A 20,434-nucleotide genomic window follows, 5' to 3' on the forward strand; every position below is an offset into this window, starting at 1 on the left:
ACGATCCGGTGCAGCGGCCCTTCAGCGCTTCAGTGCCTCAGCGCACTTCGCCCATGAGCTGCTTGACCTTGTTGCGGTACATGAAGATCGCGACACCCGCGGCCGCCGCGACGGCGGCCTGCAGAGCGACGATACCGGTGCCGTTCAGGTCGACACCCGCGATGGAGAGCAGACCCGTGGTGCAGTCACCGGCGGTGACTGCCAGGAACCAGACACCCATCATCTGGCTCGCGTACTTGGCCGGAGCCATCTTCGTGGTGACGGAGAGACCGACCGGGGACAGCGTCAGTTCGGCGACGGTCTGCACGAAGTAGATCGCGACCAGCCACATTGCGGCGGCCTTGTGACCGTCCGTGGCAATCGTCAGCGGCATCAGGAAGACGAAGAACGACGCACCGACCAGCACCAGACCGGAGCTGAACTTCACGATCGTGCTCGGCTCCTTGCCACGCCGGTTCAGCGCCAGCCAGAAGGCGGCGAAGACCGGGGCCAGCGCCATGATCATGACCGGGTTGACCGACTGGTACCAGGAGACCGGGAAGTCCCACCCGAAGACGCTGTTGTCGGCCGAGCTGTCGGCGAAGATCGCCAGGGTCGAACCGCCCTGGTCGTAGATCATCCAGAACATGGCGGCGGCGACGAAGAACCAGATGTAGCCGGACATCTTCGACTGCTCGGCGGCGCTGAGATCCTTGTCGCGCTTGATGCGCGCCAGGACCGTGACCGGAATGATCAGGCCCGCGACGGTGATCGGGACGAGGATCCAGTTGAGCGTGTAGACGCCGGTGACGACCGTGACGATGTAGAAGACCGCCGCGATGGCCAGCCAGATCATGCCCTTGCGCAGCGTGCTGGCGCGCTCGGCGGCCGACAGCGGCTTCGGGACGACGAGGCTGCGCTCGTTCAGGTGGCGGGTGCCGAGCAGGTACTGGGCGAGGCCCAGCCCCATGCCGGCTGCGGCGAGCGCGAAGCCCAGGTGCCAGTTGACGTTCTCACCGATGGTGCCGATGACCAGCGGGGCGGCGAAGGCGCCCACGTTGATGCCCATGTAGAAGATCGTGAAGCCACCGTCGCGCCGCGGGTCGTCCGGGCCGTCGTAGAGGTGGCCGACCATCGTGGAGATGTTGGACTTCAGCAGACCGGAGCCGAGGGCGACGAGTCCGAGACCGGCGAAGAAGGTGCCCTGCGTGGGCAGCGCCAGCGCCAGGTGGCCGATCATGATGACCGCGCCGGCGACGGCGACCGTCTTGCGGGGACCCCAGACACGGTCGCCGAACCAGCCGCCGGGCATGGCGAGCAGGTACACCAGCGACACGTAGACCGAGTAGATCGCCGTGGCCGTGGCGGGGTTCATGTGAAGCCCGTTGGGGGCGATCAGGTAGAGGGGAAGCAGGGCCCTCATGCCGTAGTAGCTGAAGCGCTCCCACATCTCGGTCATGAAGAGAGTGGCCAGGCCGCGGGGGTGGCCGAAGAAGGTCTTCTCGGCGCCGGCCGTGCCGGCGGAGTCCTTCGTCAGGCTGGACGCCATGGTCGATCCTTGCTCGCTCGGGACGCGACGCCTCGTGAGCGTGACGCGCCCGGTGGGGGGAGGCCGGCACCGACGCGGCAAACGCCCCACCCCTCACGCCTGAGAAGGGTTTCGCTCCGGACTCCGCACGGTGTGCGGAGCGGGTACCGGAGTCGGGGGACCAGCTGCATCGGGATCCACGCCCGGCGCACTTCCTCGCGCTCCGGGCCCGGCCACAGGTCATTCACTGAAGTCAGGGCTGGCAGGTACCAGCCCGCGCACAAAAGAGACCCTTGGCGCTTAAAGCTGCCCAAAGGTCCTTGAGTAGTGCAACAGGCGTTGAGTCACCATACGAACCACGGTGGTCGATATGAAAGGACTTGAGAGATAGATCACAGGTTCAGGTGCAACCAAACTTACACATTCGAAGGCGGCCCTCCGAATGGGACGCAGATCTACAGGCCTTGTGGATCACCTCCCGGTGGCCGCCCCATGCGGACTACCATCACTCCATGACCCGTGTACTGCTCGCCGAGGACGACGCTTCCATCTCGGAGCCGCTGGCTCGCGCCCTGCGTCGGGAGGGTTACGAGGTCGAGGTCCGTGAAGACGGTCCGACCGCTCTCGACGCCGGCCTCCAGGGCGGCATCGACCTGGTCGTGCTCGACCTGGGCCTGCCCGGGATGGACGGCCTCGAAGTAGCCCGACGGCTCCGCGCCGAGGGCCACGCCGTGCCGATCCTGGTGCTCACCGCCCGCGCCGACGAGGTGGACACCGTCGTCGGCCTGGACGCCGGAGCCGACGACTACGTCACCAAGCCGTTCCGCCTGGCCGAACTCCTCGCCCGGGTCCGGGCGCTGCTCCGGCGCGGCGCCACCGACTCGGCCCCGCAGCCCGCCACGCACGGGGTGCGGATCGACGTCGAATCGCACCGGGCCTGGATGGGCGACGAGGAGCTCCAGCTCACCGCGAAGGAGTTCGACCTGCTGCGGGTCCTGGTCCGCGACGCCGGCCGGGTCGTCACCCGCGACCAGTTGATGCGCGAGGTCTGGGACACCACCTGGTGGTCGTCCACGAAGACGCTCGACATGCACATCTCCTGGCTCCGCAAGAAGCTCGGCGACGACGCGGCCAACCCCCGCTACATCGCGACCGTCCGGGGCGTCGGCTTCCGGTTCGAGAAGAGCTGACGTACAGAAAAAGTCATGCGCCGCCGACTGATCAACTCCACGCTCGCCGTGGTGCTCGTGGTGATCGCCGTCTTCGGTGTCTCCCTCGTCATCGTCGAGACCCGCACCATCAGCCAAAGCGCCCAGGAGAGTGTCGACTCCGAGGCGCTGCGGCTGATCAGCGTGGTCGAGAGCCGGCTCCTCGGGGCGGAACGGATCAACCCTGGGGTGCTGGCCCAACAGGTCGCCCACAACCGGTACGCCCGGGTCGAGATCCCCGGCCGCACCCCCATCCAAGTGGGCACGCGTCCCACCGGCAGTGTGATCAGAAGTACGGCGAAGGGGGAGCAGGGCGAGAAGGTCACCGTCGAGGAGTCCAGCTCCGCCGTCACCCGCGAGGTCGGGCGCACGCTCTTGATCATCGGTGCGGTGGCGCTGCTCGCGATCGTCTCCGCGGTGCTCCTCGCCGTACGCCAGGCCAACAAACTGACCTCGCCGCTCACCGACCTCGCCGAGACCGCGGAACGCCTGGGCTCCGGTGACCCGCGGCCGCGCCACAAGCGGTACGGGGTGCCGGAGCTGGACCGGGTCGCGGACGTCCTCGACTCCTCCGCCGAACGGATCGCCCGGATGCTGACCGCCGAACGCCGGCTCGCAGCCGATGCCTCCCACCAGCTCCGCACGCCGCTGACCGCGCTCTCCATGCGGATCGAGGAGATCTCCGTCACCGACGACCCGGACACGGTGAAGGAGGAGGCGAACATCGCCCTCACCCAGGTCGAGCGCCTCACCGACGTGGTGGAGCGGCTGCTGACCAATGCCCGCGACCCGCGCACCGGCTCGGCGGTCGTCTTCGACCTGGACGAGGTCGTCAAGCAGCAGATCGAGGAGTGGCGCCCCGCCTACCGCGGCGAGGGCCGCGCCATCGTCCGCTCCGGCAAACAGGGTCTGCGGGCCGTCGGCACGCCGGGCGCGGTCGCCCAGGTGCTGGCCGCGCTGATCGAGAACTCACTGATGCACGGCGGCGGCACGGTGGCCCTGCGTACCCGGGTCACCGGCAACCAGGCGGTCATCGAGGTGACGGACGAGGGCCCCGGCGTCCCGCCCGATCTGGGCGCCAGGATCTTCGAGAGGACGATCAGCGGCCGCAACTCGACGGGAATCGGCCTCGCGGTCGCCCGCGACCTGGCCGAGGCGGACGGCGGCCGCCTGGAACTGCTCCAGCAGCAACCGCCGGTTTTCGCGCTGTTCCTGAGCCGGGTGGCCCTGAACCGCGAGGAACCGGAACGACCGGTCCGCTGAATCAAGCCGGCCGAGGGGAGACCGAGGGCGAAGCGGCAATCGGATGCTCCCGGTGCCTCAACGTTGTACGGGCTCCGCCGGCTCCACCGGCACCCGCTCCACCGGCACCCGCTCCGCGGCCCCGCGTCCCTGTGTCACCACGCCTACGCCGTCTTTGGCAGGCAGCGCCTTGAACACCCAGCTCCGGTAGGACCAGAACCGGAACAGCGTCGCGATTCCGATTCCCAGGATCTTGAAGACATTGCTCTGGATCGGGCCGTTCCATCCGAACCCGTACGTCGCCGTGTACAGCACACCGTTCTCGATCGCCGCACCCACCGCGCTGAACAGCAGGAACAGTGTCAGTTCCCGGGTCCGCCCGGTCTTGTCGCGGTCCCGGTACGTCCAGTAGCGGAAGCCCACGTAGTTGAAGAGGATGGCGACGAACGTGGCGAGCAGACTGGCCCGCACCACTTGAAGGTCCGTGGTCTGCCACAGCAGGTTGGACACCGCCACATTGACCAGCAGACCCATCGCACCGACCACGCCGAACTTGGCGACCTCCCGGGCCAGCGCATCCAGCCGGGTCCGTAGTACGCCCCGTTCGTTCATGGTGATGGCTCAGCCCCGTCCGTGGGTTCGGTCGACCCGGTCATGCTATCCAGGCCTCCTATGAGATTCCTGTGAGCATCCATCGAGGCGTGGCGCGCCTGTGACACGGAGCCTCCGGCCGCCGCCCTCAGGGGCATCGTCCGGCCGTCCCCGGGACGCCCGATACCCTGGAGGTGTGACGTTCCCGGTAGTCGGCATGGTCGGCGGCGGTCAGCTCGCCCGTATGACCCACGAGGCGGGCATCCCCCTCGGCATCAAATTCAAGCTCCTCAGCGACACCCCTCAGGACTCGGCGGCCCAGGTGGTGAGCGAAGTCGTCATCGGCGACTATCGCGACCTGGACACGCTGCGCGCCTTCGCGCGCGGTTGTGACGTGCTCACCTTCGATCACGAGCACGTCCCGACCGAGCATCTGCGGGCCCTGGAGGCGGACGGCATTCCCGTACGCCCCGGCCGCGACGCGCTGGTGCACGCCCAGGACAAGGGGGTGATGCGCGCGAAGCTCAGCGAGATCGGCGCGCCCTGCCCCCGCCACCGCATCGTGACGGACCCGGCGGACGCCGCGGCGTTCGCGGCCGAGGTCGGTGGGTTCCCCGTCATCCTGAAGACGGTCCGCGGCGGCTACGACGGCAAGGGTGTCTGGGTGGTCCACTCCGAGGCGGACGCGGCCGACCCGTTCCGGGCGGGTGTCCCGGTCCTCGCCGAGGAGAAGGTCGACTTCGTACGGGAGCTGGCGGCCAACATCGTCCGCTCGCCGCACGGCCAGGCAGTCGCCTACCCGGTCGTCGAGTCGATCCAGGTCGACGGCGTCTGCGACACGGTCATCGCCCCGGCCCCCGAGCTGAGCGAGCAGCTCGCCGGCGAGGCCCAGCAGCTGGCCCTGCGGATCGCCGCCGAGCTCGGTGTCGTCGGCCACCTCGCCGTCGAACTCTTCGAGACCCGCAATGACGACGGGACTCCCGGCGTACTCGTCAATGAGCTCGCGATGCGCCCGCACAACTCCGGGCACTGGACCCAGGACGGCGCGATCACCTCCCAGTTCGCCAACCACGTCCGGGCCGTTCTCGACCTGCCGCTCGGCGACCCGCGCCCGCGCGCCACCTGGACGGTCATGTGCAACGTCCTCGGCGGCGACTACCCGGACATGTACCAGGCGTACCTGCACTGCATGGCCCGCGACCCGCAACTCAAGATCCACATGTACGGCAAGGACGTGAAGCCCGGCCGCAAGGTCGGACACGTCAACACCTACGGCGACGACCTGGCGGACGTGCGTGAGCGCGCCCGGCACGCGGCCGACTACCTGCGAGGAACGATCACCGAATGACTTCCCCCGCCTCCGCCGCGCCGGTCGTCGGCATCGTCATGGGTTCGGACTCCGACTGGCCCGTCATGGAAGCAGCGGCCAAGGCCCTCGACGAGTTCGAGATCCCGTACGAGGTCGACGTCGTCTCCGCGCACCGCATGCCGCACGAAATGATCGCGTACGGGGAGAACGCCGCGGACCGCGGCCTCAAGGCGATCATCGCGGGTGCGGGCGGCGCAGCCCACCTGCCCGGCATGCTCGCGTCGGTCACCCCGCTGCCCGTCATCGGCGTCCCGGTTCCGCTGAAGTACCTGGACGGCATGGACAGCCTGCTGTCCATCGTGCAGATGCCGGCCGGTGTGCCCGTCGCGACCGTGTCGGTCGGCGGTGCGCGCAACGCGGGTCTGCTCGCAGCCCGTATCCTCGCCGCCCACGACAGCGAGCTGCTGACCCGCATGCGGGAGTTCCAGCAGGAGCTGAACGACCAGGCGACCGAGAAGGGCAAGCGGCTGCGCAGCAAGGTCGAGGGCAGCGACTCCTTCGGCTTCGGCAAGTAGACACATTCGGCAAGTAGACACACAAGTAGACATAGCGGACAACGAGCGGAAGCGGGCGACCATGGCGGATCAGATCGCGGACCGGGCCACTGACCACACCGGGGACCACCTCGCACAGGCTGCGGAACTCCTCGCCGAGTACCCGGTCGTCGACGGCCACAACGATCTGCCCTGGGCACTTCGCGAACAGGTCGGGTACGACCTGGACGCCCGCGACATCGCCACCGACCAGTCCGCCCACCTCCACACCGACATCGGGCGGCTGCGCGCCGGTGGCGTCGGCGCGCAGTTCTGGTCCGTCTACGTACGGTCCGACATGGCGGGCGAGGACGCTGTCAGCGCCACCCTCGAACAGATCGACGTGGTCGCCGAGCTGCTGGACCGCTACCCCGCGGACCTGCGGCGCGCCCTGACCGCCGACGACATGGAGACGGCCCGCACCGAGGGCCGGATCGCCTCCCTGATGGGCGCCGAGGGCGGCCACTCCATCAACAATTCGCTGGGCACCCTGCGCGCCCTGCACGCCCTCGGCGTCCGCTACATGACGCTCACCCACAACGACAACATCGCGTGGGCGGACTCGGCGACGGACGAGCCCGGCGTCGGCGGTCTCTCGCCGTTCGGCCATGAGGTGGTACGGGAGATGAACCGCACCGGCATGCTGGTCGACCTCTCCCATGTGGCGGCCACGACGATGCGCGACGCGCTCGCCACCTCCACCGCGCCGGTGATGTTCTCGCACTCCTCGTCGCGGGCGATCTGCGACCACCCGCGCAACATCCCCGACGACGTCCTCGCGCAGCTCCCGGCCAACGGCGGCATCGCCATGGCGACCTTCGTACCGAAGTTCGTCCTCCCGGAAGCCGTCGAATGGACCCGCGCGGCGGACCGGAACATGCGCGACCACGGTCTGCACCACCTCGACACCACCGCGCAGGCCATGAAGATCCACGCGGAGTTCGAGGCCGCTCACCCGCGCCCGATGGCCACCGTGGCGACGATCGCCGACCATCTCGACCACATGCGTGAGGTCGCCGGGATCGACCACATCGGTGTCGGCGGCGACTACGACGGCACCGCGTTCCTCCCCGCAGGTCTGGAGGACGTCTCGGGCTACCCGAACCTGATCGCGGAACTGCTGGGCCGCGGCTGGTCCGCCGCCGACCTCGCCAAGCTCACCTGGCGCAACGCGGTACGGGTGCTGCGCGACGCCGAGGCCGTCGCGCGTGAGCTGAGCACGCACCGGGCCCCGTCCCACGCCACGATCGAGCAGTTGGACCCCCAGGCCGACTGAGCCGAAGCTGTCGAGTGCGGGGCACCCCCAGGGGTGCCCCGCACGTTTCCTAACACGCACACAGGCAGAACGGGTGCCCCGCGGGATCCGCGTACACCCGGAAACTCCGCTGCCGGTCCTCCGCGTCCAGTACGGTCGCGCCCAGTGCGAGCACCTCCCGCTCCGCCGCGTCCAGATCCGGCACGGCCAGATCCAGGTGGAACTGCTGCGAACCGTCCGGACGCGGCCACCGCGGCGGTACGAAACCGCGCGCGGCCTGGAACGCGAGCGGCGTGGCCGCGCCACCGGTCAGCTCCACCCAGCCCTCGCCGTCGTCCTCGACCTTTCCGCCGAGCAGCCCGGCGTAGAACCCGGCGAGCGCGGCGGGGTCGGGGCAGTCCAGAACGACGGCACCCAGTGTGGCGACAGCCATGACATTTCCTCCTTCGAGCAGGGAGACAGTCTTGTGCGCAAGGACGGTTACCTCTAGATCGCCTCAACAGGTAACCGTTACTGCATGCTGCCGCAATGCGGGTAACGTCGCAACCATGAATGAGAAGGATTCCCCGCCCGGTGGACTCGCGCTGATCGAGGCCCTGGTCAACACACTGGACGTCGAGACCGGTGCGGACACCCTCGACACGGTGGACGGGCGCGCCGCCTTCTCTCTCAACGAGTCCGATGTCCCGGACGCCCGCGTCCTGCGCGAGGCGCTCCGTACGGCCTGCCTCGCCCATGCCGGCCACTGCCCGTCGGACGACGCCACGGCGCCCCCGCTCGACCGGCTCCTCGCCGAAGCGCCCCTGCGCGTCACCGTGGACGCGGCGGGCGCCGCCTCACTGCGGCCCGCCGCCGAACCGGCCGGCCTGACCGCCCGTGTCGCGGCGGCCATCGCCACCGCGGCGGCCGACGGCACCTGGACCCGGCTCAAGGCGTGCGAGGCCGAGGACTGCCGATGGGCCTACTACGACCGCAGCCCGGCGGGGCGCCGCCGCTGGTGCTCCATGTCGGTGTGCGGCGCCCGCGCGAAGATGCGCACCTACCGCGCGAAGCGCGGCTGAGGATCTCCCGAGGGGCGGACGGGTCGCGCATTCGGGCGCCGGGGCCCGGCCGGGACCGTTCCGAAGGCGCGGATACGCCCGACGCGTCAGGCCTTCGGGCGCCCCATCGCCCGGTACGTCCAGCCGGCTCCGCGCCACAGCGTGCTGTCCAGCGCGTTGCGGCCGTCGAGGATGATCCGGTGTGCGGCGGCCTCGCCCAGCGCCGCCGGGTCCAGCTCGCGGAACTCGCGCCACTCCGTCAGGTGCAGCACCACGTCCGCGCCGCGCACCGCGTCCAGCGCCGTCTCGGCGTACCCGAGCGTCGGGAAGAGTCGCCGGGCGTTGTCCATGCCCTTCGGGTCGTAGACGGTGACCTGGCCGCCCTGGAGGTGTATCTGCCCGGCCACGTTCAGGGCCGGCGAGTCGCGTACGTCGTCCGAGTCCGGCTTGAACGTCGCACCCAGCACGGCCACCCGCTTGCCGAGGAACGTCTCCCCACCCACGGCCTCCCGGGCCAGCTCCACCATGTGACCGCGGCGCCGCATGTTGATCGAGTCGACCTCACGGAGGAAGGTCAGCGCCTGGTCCGCGCCCAGCTCACCGGCGCGCGCCATGAACGCCCGGATGTCCTTCGGCAGACACCCGCCGCCGAAGCCGATCCCGGCCCGCAGGAACTTGGCTCCGATCCGCTCGTCGTGACCGATCGCCTCGGCCAGCTTCGCCACATCGCCGTCGGCGGCCTCGCAGACCTCCGCCATGGCGTTGATGAACGAGATCTTGGTTGCCAGGAACGAGTTCGCCGAGGTCTTCACCAGTTCCGCGGTCGGGAAGTCCGTCACCACGAACGGCGACCCCTCCGCGACCGGCACCGCGTACACCTCGCGCAGCGCCTTCTCGGACCGCTCGCTCTCCACCCCGACGACGATCCGGTCCGGGTGCAGGGTGTCCTTCACGGCGAAGCCCTCGCGCAGGAACTCGGGGTTCCAGGCAAGCTCCGCATCGGTCCCCACCGGCGCCAGCTCGGCCAGCCGCGCCGCGAGCCGGGCCGCGGAGCCCACCGGCACGGTCGACTTGCCGACGACCAGCACGGGCCGGGTGAGCTGCGGCGCCAGCGACTCGAAGGCGGCATCCACATACGACATGTCGCAGGCGTACTCGCCGTGCTTCTGCGGGGTGTTCACGCAGACGAAGTGCACATCACCGAAGGCACCGACCTCTTCCCACGAGGTGGTGAACCGCAGCCGCCCGGTGGATCCCTCGATGCCCGCGACGTGCTTTTGGAGCAGCTCCTCCAGACCCGGCTCGTACATCGGGACCCGGCCCCTGCTGAGCATCTCGATCTTCTCGGGCACGACATCGAGCCCGAGCACTTCGAAGCCGAGTTCCGCCATGGCCGCGGCGTGGGTGGCGCCGAGGTAGCCGGTGCCGATCACAGTGATTCTGAGGGCCATGGAGTGCTCCAGAGAGATGCGGACAGACATGCGGTGAACGAGCATAGTCGTGCCTCTGAAGGCCGGGTTTTACGGGCTCGGGGGACCCCTGTCGCGAAGCTCACGTGCAGCTCGCATAGGCCTTTCTGAGCCAGGCACCTAAAATTCGGTTACTTAACGGTAGTTAGCATCCCTGGGGAGTGAGAGTCTTGGCGGGTTCCACCGATTTCGACCTGTACCGTCCGGCCGAGGAGCACGACATGCTCCGCGAGACGGTCCGTGCGCTCGCCGAGGCGAAGATCGCCCCGTTCGCGGCGGCGGTCGACGAGGAGGCCCGCTTCCCGCAGGAGGCGCTGGACGCCCTGGTCGCTTCCGAGCTGCAGGCCGTGCACGTCCCCGAGGAGTACGGCGGCGCCGGTGCCGACGCCCTCGCCACGGTGATCGTGATCGAGGAGGTGGCCCGCGTCTGCGCCTCCTCCTCCCTGATCCCGGCCGTGAACAAGCTGGGCTCGCTCCCGGTGATCCTCGCCGGCTCCGAGGCGCTGAAGAAGAAGTACCTGGGCCCGCTCGCCAAGGGCGACGCGATGTTCTCGTACTGCCTCTCCGAGCCCGACGCGGGCTCCGACGCCGTCGGCATGAAGACCAAGGCCGTCCGCGACGGCGACTTCTGGGTCCTCAACGGCGTGAAGCGCTGGATCACCAACGCGGGCGTCTCCGAGTACTACACGGTGATGGCCGTCACCGACCCGACCAAGCGCTCCAAGGGCATCTCGGCGTTCGTTGTCGAGAAGTCGGACGAGGGCGTCTCCTTCGGCGCCCCGGAGAAGAAGCTCGGCATCAAGGGTTCCCCGACTCGCGAGGTCTACCTCGACAACGTCCGGATCCCCGGCGACCGCATGATCGGCGAGGAGGGCACTGGCTTCGCCACGGCGATGAAGACCCTGGACCACACCCGCATCACGATCGCGGCCCAGGCCCTCGGCATCGCGCAGGGTGCCCTCGACTACGCGAAGGGCTACGTCCAGGAGCGCAAGCAGTTCGGCAAGCCGATCGCCGACTTCCAGGGCATCCAGTTCATGCTCGCCGACATGGCGATGAAGCTGGAGGCGGCCCGCCAGCTCACCTACTCGGCCGCCGCCAAGTCCGAGCGCCTCGACAGCGACCTCACCTTCTTCGGCGCCGCGGCCAAGTGCTTCGCCTCCGACGTCGCGATGGAGATCACCACGGACGCGGTCCAGCTGCTCGGCGGCTACGGCTACACGCGGGACTACCCGGTGGAGCGGATGATGCGCGACGCCAAGATCACGCAGATTTATGAAGGAACGAATCAGGTCCAGCGGATCGTCATGGCGAGGAACCTTCCGTAGAGCGGTCGGCTTCGCAGACCGGTACGGTACGTGCCCTTGGTGCGTGTCAGGGGCGTGATGTCCTGGCGCACACCGAGGGCGCTTCTGCGTGGTGGGAGCGTCGTCGCGTCAGGTCCGCCCTCCGGGCAGCCTGCGGCTCTCAGGTCGGGCCTGCGGACAGGGACGCAGGCACCAGGGCGGGGCTACTCCGCGGTGAAGATCTCGTCGGCGGAGGTGGCGGTGACGGCGCGGCTGAGCCACTGGCGCATGAGCTGGGGGTCGCCGCAGCCGGTGATCTTTTCACGGGTCTCGTCCAGGACGTCGATGCCACGTGCTTCCAGGACCAGCAGGATGTCTTCCGCGCGGCCTTGTGCACGGCCTTCGTCTCGGATTTCTTCCGAGAGGGGCGACTTGTAGAACGAGAGGTCCACGGCCACCAGGTTCCTCCACTGTTGTGCGGCCGGGCGCTTGCCCAGGCCCTGTGCGGTGAGTTCGATGACGGGGTCGGCGATTGCTTCGGGTGCGTCCCGAAGTGCGGCGGACAGGGTTTTCAGTATGGCACCGACGTCCGGATTGTCGGCGTGTGTGATGGCGGACAGGGTGGCGAGTGCGAGGTCTTTGCGGGCTTCGGCCACGTCGGTGATGACGGGCATGTTGTGCGGGCCTGCGACGAGAGGGCTCAGGGTGAGCGTGGCCCATTGTCGTGTGCCGAGAGGGACGGGGCGTGCGGCCCATTCGGCGGTGGCGCGGTCCTGGCAGACGACCAGCAGGGTGGTGGGCAAGCGGTACTTGTTGAGCAGATAGGAGACGTAGTACGCCCAGCTTGCGGGCTTGTCGGGGTCTTTTCTGCCTTGGGCTTCGATGGCGAGGAGGAAGGGGCCGTCGTCCTGAGTCTCGATGCGCAGGAGAGTGTCGACTCGGCGTTCGAGAGGCTGGGCTTCGGTGAGGTCGTTGGGTAGGACGGCGGCGGAGGTGGACGGCGGGAAGGCGACTCCGAGTACTACGGAGAGGCGCGAGAAGAGCCCGGGGTACTCCTGGAAGATGCGGTGCATTGCTTCGTGGGGCGAGCTGACCATGTAGGTCCGTTCGGGTTGTGGGTGGTGTTTCGGTCAAGCGGCTGTGTGCAGGTCCGTGCGGCAGTCGCGGCAGTGTCCAGGGTGGCGGGAGCGGAAGGCGCGGTCGCAGTTGTCGCAGTTCTGGAGGGGGATGACGATGACGTCGGGGCGTGCGGGTGCGAGGTCCTGGGCTCCGGGCAGCGGGGGTGGCAGCAGCGTCGTAATCCGGTGTCGCAGGAGCTTGGCCGAGTGCTTCAGCGGAATCGGGAGGTCGGTAGTGAGGGCGTGGCGGATGGTGTCGGGGTGGGTGTTGCGTTCGAGCCAGGTGGCGACGCCGGGGGTGAGGGTCTGGATGTCGTCCTCGGAGAGGGCGAGTTGGGGTGTGTGGCGGCGCAGGTCGGCGAGGAGAGCGGCCGCGGAGCGGTGGAGTTCCGGGGTGGGGGACTGCGGCTGAGGGAGCGACAGGGGTGGTGCCGTGCGTTCGGTGGGGGCTGGTACGAGGACGGGTGCGGGCACGGGCTGCGGTGCGGCTACCGGTTGTGGTGCGGGCGGTTGTGGCGCCTGGGTGCGCTCCGGTTCGGGAGCGGGCTCGCGTGGCGGTGGTGGGGGCGGCGGGGTTGCCGGTTTGCTGGGCCTGGTTCGGGGCTGAGGAGTTGTGACGGAGGCCGGGTCGGTGCCGGGCTGGTTGTACGAGATGGTGCGGGTGACGATGCGGCCGTTGGGGAGGCGTACGCGGCTGCGGTGGAGGTAGCCGGTGGCTTCGAGTTCGCGCAGGGCGGCGGCGATGCGGGTCTCGCTCTCGGGGAAGCGGTCGGCGAGGTGCTTGATGCCGATCTTGGCTCCGGCGGGCAGCGACTGGATGTGCACGGCCAGCCCGATCGCGACGAGGGAGAGCCCGCGGTGTTGGCTGAGGTGATTACCGATGACGGTGAAGCCTGCGACGCGGCGGAAGTTGATGTGGATGACACCGGATGACGGTGTGGCGCACCGGGATGCGGGGGACGGGGCGCGCGAGGGCGCGGTAATCTGCTGGGTATCCATCGGGAAGCTCCGAACTTCCTCGGTGGTCAGGCCCTCGGCCGAGATTGGCGTCTCGTCGGGGGCCGTCGCATGTCTGTAGTTGTCGCGGCGAGCATATGCCAGCCAACCCGCCTTAAATCCAGCCCAGTTGCGATATGTCACCCGCGCGAGTGATGCGAGTCAGGGTGGGGTCGGGTTGGGGTGGGTAATTTCCCCAGGTTCTTTAAAGCTTTATGCGTCGTGGGACGCTGCGACGTGGCTCACCGGGTCATGGGCGTCCATGACCCGGTGGAGACGATCACGGTACGAGGTCGAGTTCGGCCCAGACGGTCTTGCGAGGAACGGGCCCGACGTCGATGCCCCAGCGGTCGGCGAGCGCCTCGACGATGAGCAGGCCGCGTCCGGATTCCGCGTCGTCGGCGGGTACGGCCGTGGTGCCGGGCGGGGGAGGCAGCACGCTCACCCCGGGTGTCGGTCACCTCGATCCGCAGGCATGTGTCGCGGTGGACCGTGACGCTCAGTTGGAAGTCCCGGCCCGGTACGCGGCCATGGACGGTGGCGTTCGTGGCCAGCTCGGCGACGATGTGCGCGGCCGACTCCGAGGGGAGCCCCCAATCGCCCAGATGCGCCGTGGTAAGGAGACGGGCGAGCCTGGCGCCCCGGCGGGTGGGGGAGAGCAGCACGGTGAACTGCCGGGTGGGAGCGGAATGTTCGGTTCGAGTGATTTCTTGGGTCACGTCACTCAGCGTGGCCGGGCATACGTACCGTGAATAGCGACGAAGCCCTTGCGTACGGCGATTGTCCCGGGCTTGTCCAGTGCTGTCCCGGCTGTCCGGGGTGACGTGCCGGGGACACCAGGTGTTGAGCAGGAACGGCATGCATGTCGGAAGTGGGGCACGGATGAGCGTGGATGGGGCCGGTACGGAGCACGGGGACGGCGGAGCGGACGAGCCCGGCTGGGACGTCGACCCCGACGACGAGTCCGGGGTGGCGGTGGTCGCTGCGGTGGGCCGTCAGATCAAGGCCTGGCGGGAGTCGGCGGGGCTACGTGCCGGCGAGTTCGGCGCCGCGATCGGGTACGGGGAGGATCTGGTCTACAAGGTGGAGGGCGGCCGGCGCATCCCCCGGCCGGAGTTCCTGGACAAGGCGGACGAGGTGCTTGGCGCGGGCGGGAAGCTGGCCGCGATGAAGTGGGATGTGGCGGAGGTGCGGTACCCGAAGAAGGTGCGGGATCTGGCGAGGATGGAGGCGCGAGCCGTCGAGCTCGGGGTGTACGCCAACCACGGCATCCACGGCCTGTTGCAGACGGAGGGGCATGCGCGTGTGCTGTTGGAGGCGCGACAACCCGCTTACTCGCAGGACGAAGTGGAGCGAGGGGTGGCGGCACGCATGGCACGACGCTCGATCTTCGACCGTCTACCAGCACCCGCGCTCAGCTTCGTCCAAGAAGAGACTGCGCTGCGACGGCCGATCGGGGGCAGAATGGAATTGCATTGCCAGCTCGAACGTCTCCTGGAAGTGGGCCAGTTGCGACACGTCTCGCTACAGGTGATGCCGCTCAACTGTGAGACGCACCCTGGATTGGGTGGTGAGATCGAGGTGCTGAAGTTTGCAGACGGTACGGCCGTTGGTCGCTCAGGCGGCGCCTTCAACGGGCGCCCGGTCTCCGACCCGAAGCAGCTCCGGGTCCTTGAGCTGCGGTATGGCATGATCCGGGCTCAGGCGCTGACGCCAGGGGAGTCACTGGCCTTCATCGAGCAAGTGCTGGGAGAGACATGATCCACAAGCCCTCTGCCGAGGACGCTTCCGAGCTGGAGTGGTTCAAGAGCAGCTACAGCGACAGCAGCAGCGGTAACGACTGCGTCGAAGCCGCGGCTGCCCCCGGCGCAGTGCACGTTCGCGACTCCAAGCACGTGCCCGGCCCGCACCTCGGCTTCACGCTGACCACGTGGGCAGCTTTCTTGACGTACGCGTCCGGGAGCTGACCTCTACGCATGCGCGCTCCGAGCCCGGTTGGTCCGAACTCGGAGCGCGACGCTGCCAGAAGAAGCTGATGAGTCCTCCGGGCCCTCTCGCCTCCACCGTCAGTTACCGGTGACGGTGACCTTCTCGTCGTTGTTGAGCTGCTCGACCAGCTGCTTGACCTTGGCCTTGTCCCAGACCAGGTTGCCGCCCGTGCTGCCCGAGATCGGCATGTTCATCGACTTACCATCGCCGCCCGTGACGCCCTTCATCGCGAAGAACATGTTGCCCAGGTCCCACAGCGACATGTCCTTGTCGACGATCAGAGTGTCGAGGCCGGCGCCCATCGTCGGGTACAGCTTGAACGGGTTGAGGATCGTGGACGGCGTCGCCGTCTGGCTCGCCAGCGCCGCGAGGAACTTCTGCTGGTTCTTCGTACGGTCCAGGTCGCTGCCCGCGAAGGCGTACCGGGTCCGCACGAAGGCGAGGGACTGCTCGCCGTTGAGGGTCTGCTTGCCGGCCTGGAAATCGGCGCCGGAGTTCTTGTCCTTGAACGCCTTGGGGATGTCGAGCTCCACCCCGCCGATCGCGTCGACAATCTTGGCGAAGCCGCCGAAGCCGATCTCGACGTAGTGGTCGATGTGCAGCCCGGTGTTGAACTCGACCGTGCGGACGAGCAGTTCGGGCCCGTCCATGGCGTACGCGGCGTTCAGCTTGGTGAAGCGGCCACGGCCCGGGTAGAGCTTGCCGGAGTCGGAGCCCTTGAACGAGGGGATCTCGACGTTCGAGTCACGCGGCAGCGAAACCAGCGTCGGGCCGTTCGAGCCGTCGTGCAGGATCATCATCGAGTCGGTCCGCTTGCCCTCGGCCGAGCCGGTGTGGAGCTTCTTCTTGTCCTCGGCCGTCATGCCCGCGCGACTGTCGGAGCCGACGATCAGATAGTTGGTGCCGTCGCCCTGGTGCGGTCGCTCGATCACCTTGGAGAGGTCGACCTCACGCTTGAGCTTGGAGTCGGCCCAGAAGTACGTGCCGATGGAGACGGCCAGCACCACGACCACGAGGGTCAGGGTGCCTATCTTTATCCGGCGGCGCCAGTCCGGCGCGGGCCTCCCCTGGAGGTAACCGCCGTCACCCCGGCCGCCGTCGTGACCGTAGCCACCGCCGTTGCCGCCGCCGTAGACCTGTCCCGTGTTGTAACCGCCGTCGTACCCTGCGCTGTCGCCATAGCCGCCGGAGTACTGCGGTGTCTCGGGCTGACGCTGTCGCGGCGCCGTCGGTCGCTGCTGCGGCGGCGCGGGGCGCTGCTGAGGCGGTGCGGGGTGCCGCTGGACGTGCCGCATGACGCGGGCGCCCTCGGGCTGGGCGCTGTCACTGCCCCGTCCGTAGCGGTCGTTGCGGTCGTCGTCGGTCCATCCACCGGGCCTGTCGCTCATGCGGTCCAGTGTGCAGTCCGGGCATGCCGGTATTACAGGGGGTGTGAGGTATCGGGCTTGGGCTGTTGCGAAGCTGATGCAATGTCCGCGGCCCGGGGCCCTCCGCATAAGGTGGACGGTATGACAGATCAGGCCCCACACCCAGAGGGCGACATTCCGGGCAAGCCGACTGCGGCGTCCCGGACCACCCTCAGTCACATCATGACCGGCAGCGACACCAATCTGCTGGGTACGGTGCACGGCGGCGTGATCATGAAGCTGGTCGACGACGCGGCGGGCGCCGTGGCCGGCCGGCACTCCGGCGGACCCGCGGTCACGGCCTCGATGGACGAGATGGTCTTCCTGGAGCCGGTGCGCGTCGGTGACCTTGTTCACGTCCGTGCCCAGGTGAACTGGACCGGCCGTTCCTCGATGGAGGTCGGCGTCCGGGTCATGGCCGAGCGGTGGAACGAATCGACCCCGGCCCAGCAGGTCGGCAGCGCGTATCTGGTGTTCGCGGCGGTCGACGGGGACGGCAAGCCGCGCCCCGTACCGCAGGTGATCCCCGAGACGGAGCGCGACAAGCGGCGCTACCAGGAGGCGCAGATCCGGCGCACGCACCGGCTGGCCCGGCGCCGCGCGATCAAGGAACTGCGCGAGAAGCGCGCGGCGGACGGCATCGAGGACTGACAGCAGGGCGTCCTCCCCGGAGCTCCGGGAGGACCACCGCCCCGGAGTTCCGCCCACGGGGCGCCTCGCTACGGGCACGCCACCTGGTCGCCCGTGACCGCGGCGAACGCGCCCTGGTGCGTGTCCTCGGCCCGTACCCGCTCGACCTTGCCGAAGTCCGCTCCCGTCGTCACCTTCATCGTCGCGCCCTGCCCCTTGACGGCCCGCAGCTCGGCCCCCGGCAGCGCCGCCGCCAGCGACTTCGCGGACTGGTCCCACCTCGGGTCGTACTCGACCAGGGTGTGTTTCAGTACCCGCGGTGCCCCGTTGAGCGGTGCCCGCGTCGTACGGAACCCGGTGGCGCGCAGGGCGTCGTCGGCCGTCCTGCCGAGGCCGTCCATCGGGGTCCCGTTGTAGACCTGGACCCGAATCTGCTGCGGCGCGACATCGACGGTTTTCGCAGCTGCCTGCTCCGGCCGCTTCATCGCGAGGGGCTTGTCGTCACGCAGCGCCTGGAAAAGCTTCGTCGACTTCTCCGGATCCCACTTGACCGTCGAGCCGATGCCCTTGACCGGATAGGAGGGATCGCTGATCGGTACGGAGGTGAACTCGGACGACGCCGCGGTGAAGCCGCGCATCGCCTGGCCGAGGTCCAGCATCTGCTCCGTGCCGAACCCCTCGTCGGCCCGGACCGAATGGAGCATCGTCGAGGCGATGTCCCGGAACTTCACCGGGTTCAGCAGCACACCGCTGCTGGTCGTCTGCTTGATCAGCGAGGCGAGGAACCTCTGCTGGCGCTGGATCCGGCCCAGGTCCGCGGCCCCGTCGACATGGCGCGAGCGCACGTATTGGAGCGCCTGCCCGCCGTTCAGCCGGTGGGTGCCCGCGGCGAGATCGAGACCGGTGTACGAGTCCTTCATCGGCCGGGTGGTGCAGATCTGCACCCCGCCCAGGGTGTCGACCGTCTTCATGAAACTGGTGAAGTCGACCTCCAGATAGTGGTCGATCTTGATGCCGGTCATGTCCTCGACGGTCCGTACGGTCAGATTCGGCCCGCCCTCCGCGTAGGCGGCGTTCAGCTTCACCGAGTGGGCGGCGTGCTCGGCGCCGGTGTTCCGGTCGCGGTGTTCCGGGATCTCGGCGTAGCTGTCGCGCGGCAGGGAGACGATGCTCGCGCGTTCCTTGTCCGCCGACAGATGCACCAGCATGATCGTGTCGGTGCAGTAGCAGGGCGCACCGCCCAGCCGGTACTTCTTCTTCTCGTCCTTGCTGATGCTGTCGCGGCCGTCGGTGCCGACGAGCAGCAGATTCGTGCCGTTCCCGGCCCGCGGCCGGTTCTTCATGTCCTTGAACGGGTCGATGCGGTCGATCCCGGTCTCCAGATTCGTCACCAACGCGTGACCGATCCCACCGGCGCCGAGCACCAGCACAGACAGACCGGTCGCGACCCGCATGCCCCAGCGGGGCCTCTCGTCCTGGTTTCTCGACCTGAGCTGCGGGGGAGCGGCGCGGGGGCGCGGCGGACGGGGGGAGCGGTGCGGTGTGGGCATGGGGGGACCTCCGCGGTGCGAGGGGATCGTTCGCACAGTAGGCCCGTACGATCTCCATACCGGGAAGCGACCTTGCGGCGCGCGCCCGTGTCCCCCATTCGCGGTAACGTGGCGGCCGAAACGCCGCCTCCTGGGGTGAGAACCCCCGGCGCCCCCGAGGACCCCCCGAGGACCACATGTCTGCCGCGCACTACCCCGCCGTCTCCGTGATCATGCCGGTGCTCAATGAGGAACGCCATCTCAGGGACGCCGTCCGGCACATCCTGGAGCAGGAGTACGCCGGCGAGATGGAGGTCGTGATCGCGCTCGGCCCGTCCACGGACCGTACGGACGAGATCGCCGCCGAGCTGGTACGGGAGGACTCCCGGGTCCACACCGTGCCGAACCCGACCGGCCGCACCCCGGCGGCGCTCAACGCCGCGATCAAGGCCTCCTCGCACCCCATCGTGGTGCGGGTCGACGGCCACGGCATGCTCTCGCCGAACTACATCGCGACCGCCGTCCGCCTTCTGGAGGAGACCGGCGCGCAGAACGTCGGCGGCATCATGCACGCCGAGGGCGAGAACGCCTGGGAGGACGCCGTCGCCGCGGCCATGACATCGAAGATCGGCGTCGGCAACGCGGCCTTCCACACCGGCGGCCAGGCGGGCCCTGCCGAGACCGTCTACCTCGGCGTGTTCCGCCGCGAGGCGCTGGAGAAGGCGGACGGGTACAACGTGGAGTTCATCCGCGCCCAGGACTGGGAGCTGAACTTCCGGATCCGCGAGGCGGGCGGACTGATCTGGTTCTCGCCGGAGCTGAAGGTGCAGTACCGGCCGCGTCCCTCGGTGAAAGCGCTGGCCAAGCAGTACAAGGACTACGGCCGCTGGCGCCATGTCGTCGCCCGCTACCACTCCGGCTCGATCAACCTGCGCTATCTCGCCCCGCCGACCGCCGTCTGCGCGATCGCGGCGGGCCTCGTGGCCGGTGCGGCCGTCACCCCGTGGGCGTTCGTCATCCCCGCCGGGTACGCCGCGGCGATCGTCGCCGGTTCCGTCCCGGCGGGCAAGGGCCTGTCGCTGAAGGCGCGGGCCCAGATCCCGGTGGCGCTCGCGACGATGCACATGTCATGGGGGTACGGCTTCCTGACCAGCCCGCGCGCGCTGGCGAGGAAGGTCATCGCCAGCCGGCGCCCGGCTGTCACGGTGTAGCTGCCGACACGGTGTGGGGGCCTTCCGATGTGCCGGAAGGCCCCCACAGTGCGTT

At 68.9% G+C, this 20,434-nt stretch carries 19 protein-coding genes and 1 pseudogene; 11 read left to right on the forward strand and 9 right to left on the reverse strand.

From position 1 onward, the window contains the following. Nucleotides 1-37: 37 nt before the first annotated feature. Nucleotides 38-1,528, reverse strand: a complete 1,491-nt coding sequence (locus OH809_RS26290) for an oligopeptide:H+ symporter (protein WP_406420203.1) — start codon at nt 1,526-1,528, stop codon at nt 38-40. A gap of 491 nt (nt 1,529-2,019) precedes the next feature. Between OH809_RS26290 and OH809_RS26295 the strand changes: the two genes are divergently transcribed. Together OH809_RS26295 and OH809_RS26300 are read left to right on the forward strand one after the other, a co-directional pair. Beyond that, entirely contained in the window at nt 2,020-2,697 is a 678-nt protein-coding gene (locus tag OH809_RS26295; protein ID WP_406420202.1) for a response regulator transcription factor, read from the forward strand. A gap of 15 nt (nt 2,698-2,712) precedes the next feature. After that, nucleotides 2,713-3,978 carry an ATP-binding protein gene (locus OH809_RS26300; protein WP_406420200.1) on the forward strand — a complete coding sequence of 422 codons (1,266 nt, stop codon included), beginning with the start codon at nt 2,713-2,715 and terminating at the stop codon, nt 3,976-3,978. Nucleotides 3,979-4,035: 57 nt separating this feature from the next. Here the strand turns inward: OH809_RS26300 and OH809_RS26305 are convergent, their stop codons facing one another. Then, nucleotides 4,036-4,569 carry a GtrA family protein gene (locus tag OH809_RS26305; RefSeq protein WP_406420198.1) on the reverse strand — a complete coding sequence of 178 codons (534 nt, stop codon included), beginning with the start codon at nt 4,567-4,569 and terminating at the stop codon, nt 4,036-4,038. 175 nt (nt 4,570-4,744) lie between these two features. Between OH809_RS26305 and OH809_RS26310 the strand changes: the two genes are divergently transcribed. The 3 genes from OH809_RS26310 (at nt 4,745) to OH809_RS26320 (ending at nt 7,726) form a co-directional block, all read left to right on the forward strand. After that, nucleotides 4,745-5,896 carry a 5-(carboxyamino)imidazole ribonucleotide synthase gene (locus tag OH809_RS26310; RefSeq protein ID WP_406420196.1) on the forward strand — a complete coding sequence of 384 codons (1,152 nt, stop codon included), beginning with the start codon at nt 4,745-4,747 and terminating at the stop codon, nt 5,894-5,896. Beyond that, nucleotides 5,893-6,432 (forward strand): 5-(carboxyamino)imidazole ribonucleotide mutase, encoded by a 540-nt coding sequence (gene purE, locus OH809_RS26315; RefSeq protein ID WP_406420194.1) that lies wholly within the window; start codon nt 5,893-5,895, stop codon nt 6,430-6,432. Before OH809_RS26310 ends, purE begins: the two co-directional genes overlap by 4 nt. 61 nt (nt 6,433-6,493) lie before the next feature. Further along, nucleotides 6,494-7,726: a dipeptidase gene (locus OH809_RS26320; RefSeq protein WP_406420192.1), complete on the forward strand. Its 1,233-nt coding sequence runs from the start codon at nt 6,494-6,496 to the stop codon at nt 7,724-7,726. A 49-nt stretch (nt 7,727-7,775) separates the two neighbouring features. Here OH809_RS26320 and OH809_RS26325 read toward each other — a convergent pair whose 3' ends face one another. Next, nucleotides 7,776-8,138 carry a VOC family protein gene (locus tag OH809_RS26325; protein ID WP_406420190.1) on the reverse strand — a complete coding sequence of 121 codons (363 nt, stop codon included), beginning with the start codon at nt 8,136-8,138 and terminating at the stop codon, nt 7,776-7,778. A 115-nt stretch (nt 8,139-8,253) separates the two neighbouring features. On the opposite strand from OH809_RS26325, the gene OH809_RS26330 reads away from it, so the two are divergent. Continuing rightward, nucleotides 8,254-8,766, forward strand: a complete 513-nt coding sequence (locus OH809_RS26330) for a CGNR zinc finger domain-containing protein (RefSeq protein ID WP_406420188.1) — start codon at nt 8,254-8,256, stop codon at nt 8,764-8,766. Between the two features lie 86 nt (nt 8,767-8,852). Here the strand turns inward: OH809_RS26330 and OH809_RS26335 are convergent, their stop codons facing one another. Further along, entirely contained in the window at nt 8,853-10,196 is a 1,344-nt protein-coding gene (locus OH809_RS26335) for a UDP-glucose dehydrogenase family protein (RefSeq protein ID WP_406420186.1), read from the reverse strand. 188 nt (nt 10,197-10,384) lie between these two features. Between OH809_RS26335 and OH809_RS26340 the strand changes: the two genes are divergently transcribed. Next, nucleotides 10,385-11,542, forward strand: coding sequence for an acyl-CoA dehydrogenase (locus OH809_RS26340; RefSeq protein WP_406420184.1), 1,158 nt, complete (start codon nt 10,385-10,387; stop codon nt 11,540-11,542). Between the two features lie 182 nt (nt 11,543-11,724). Here OH809_RS26340 and OH809_RS26345 read toward each other — a convergent pair whose 3' ends face one another. The 3 genes and pseudogenes from OH809_RS26345 to OH809_RS26355 all read right to left on the reverse strand — a co-directional run bounded on the left by OH809_RS26345 (nt 11,725) and on the right by OH809_RS26355 (nt 14,333). Then, nucleotides 11,725-12,597 (reverse strand): hypothetical protein, encoded by an 873-nt coding sequence (locus tag OH809_RS26345; RefSeq protein WP_406420183.1) that lies wholly within the window; start codon nt 12,595-12,597, stop codon nt 11,725-11,727. 33 nt (nt 12,598-12,630) lie between these two features. Beyond that, a complete protein-coding gene (locus tag OH809_RS26350) occupies nt 12,631-13,617 on the reverse strand; it encodes a helix-turn-helix domain-containing protein (RefSeq protein ID WP_406420181.1) in 987 nt (328 codons plus the stop codon). A gap of 277 nt (nt 13,618-13,894) precedes the next feature. Beyond that, nucleotides 13,895-14,333: pseudogene (locus OH809_RS26355) on the reverse strand (ATP-binding protein). A gap of 163 nt (nt 14,334-14,496) precedes the next feature. Between OH809_RS26355 and OH809_RS26360 the strand changes: the two are divergent. Both OH809_RS26360 and OH809_RS26365 read left to right on the forward strand, forming a co-directional pair. Then, nucleotides 14,497-15,375 carry a helix-turn-helix transcriptional regulator gene (locus tag OH809_RS26360; protein WP_406515698.1) on the forward strand — a complete coding sequence of 293 codons (879 nt, stop codon included), beginning with the start codon at nt 14,497-14,499 and terminating at the stop codon, nt 15,373-15,375. Then, entirely contained in the window at nt 15,372-15,581 is a 210-nt protein-coding gene (locus OH809_RS26365; RefSeq protein ID WP_406420179.1) for a DUF397 domain-containing protein, read from the forward strand. The genes OH809_RS26360 and OH809_RS26365 overlap by 4 nt, the downstream gene beginning before the upstream one ends. A 99-nt stretch (nt 15,582-15,680) precedes the next feature. Here the strand turns inward: OH809_RS26365 and OH809_RS26370 are convergent, their stop codons facing one another. Then, entirely contained in the window at nt 15,681-16,991 is a 1,311-nt protein-coding gene (locus OH809_RS26370) for an LCP family protein (protein ID WP_406420177.1), read from the reverse strand. A 120-nt stretch (nt 16,992-17,111) separates the two neighbouring features. On the opposite strand from OH809_RS26370, the gene OH809_RS26375 reads away from it, so the two are divergent. After that, a complete protein-coding gene (locus tag OH809_RS26375; protein WP_406420175.1) occupies nt 17,112-17,660 on the forward strand; it encodes an acyl-CoA thioesterase in 549 nt (182 codons plus the stop codon). Nucleotides 17,661-17,728: 68 nt separating this feature from the next. Here OH809_RS26375 and OH809_RS26380 read toward each other — a convergent pair whose 3' ends face one another. Further along, nucleotides 17,729-19,093, reverse strand: a complete 1,365-nt coding sequence (locus tag OH809_RS26380) for an LCP family protein (protein ID WP_406424970.1) — start codon at nt 19,091-19,093, stop codon at nt 17,729-17,731. 272 nt (nt 19,094-19,365) lie between these two features. Here OH809_RS26380 and OH809_RS26385 point away from each other — a divergent pair, with 272 nt between their 5' ends. After that, nucleotides 19,366-20,379, forward strand: coding sequence for a glycosyltransferase family 2 protein (locus OH809_RS26385; RefSeq protein WP_406515699.1), 1,014 nt, complete (start codon nt 19,366-19,368; stop codon nt 20,377-20,379). Nucleotides 20,380-20,434: the final 55 nt, after the last annotated feature.

The organism is Streptomyces sp. NBC_00873, from assembly GCF_045207415.1.
In the GTDB taxonomy this organism is placed as follows: domain Bacteria; phylum Actinomycetota; class Actinomycetes; order Streptomycetales; family Streptomycetaceae; genus Streptomyces.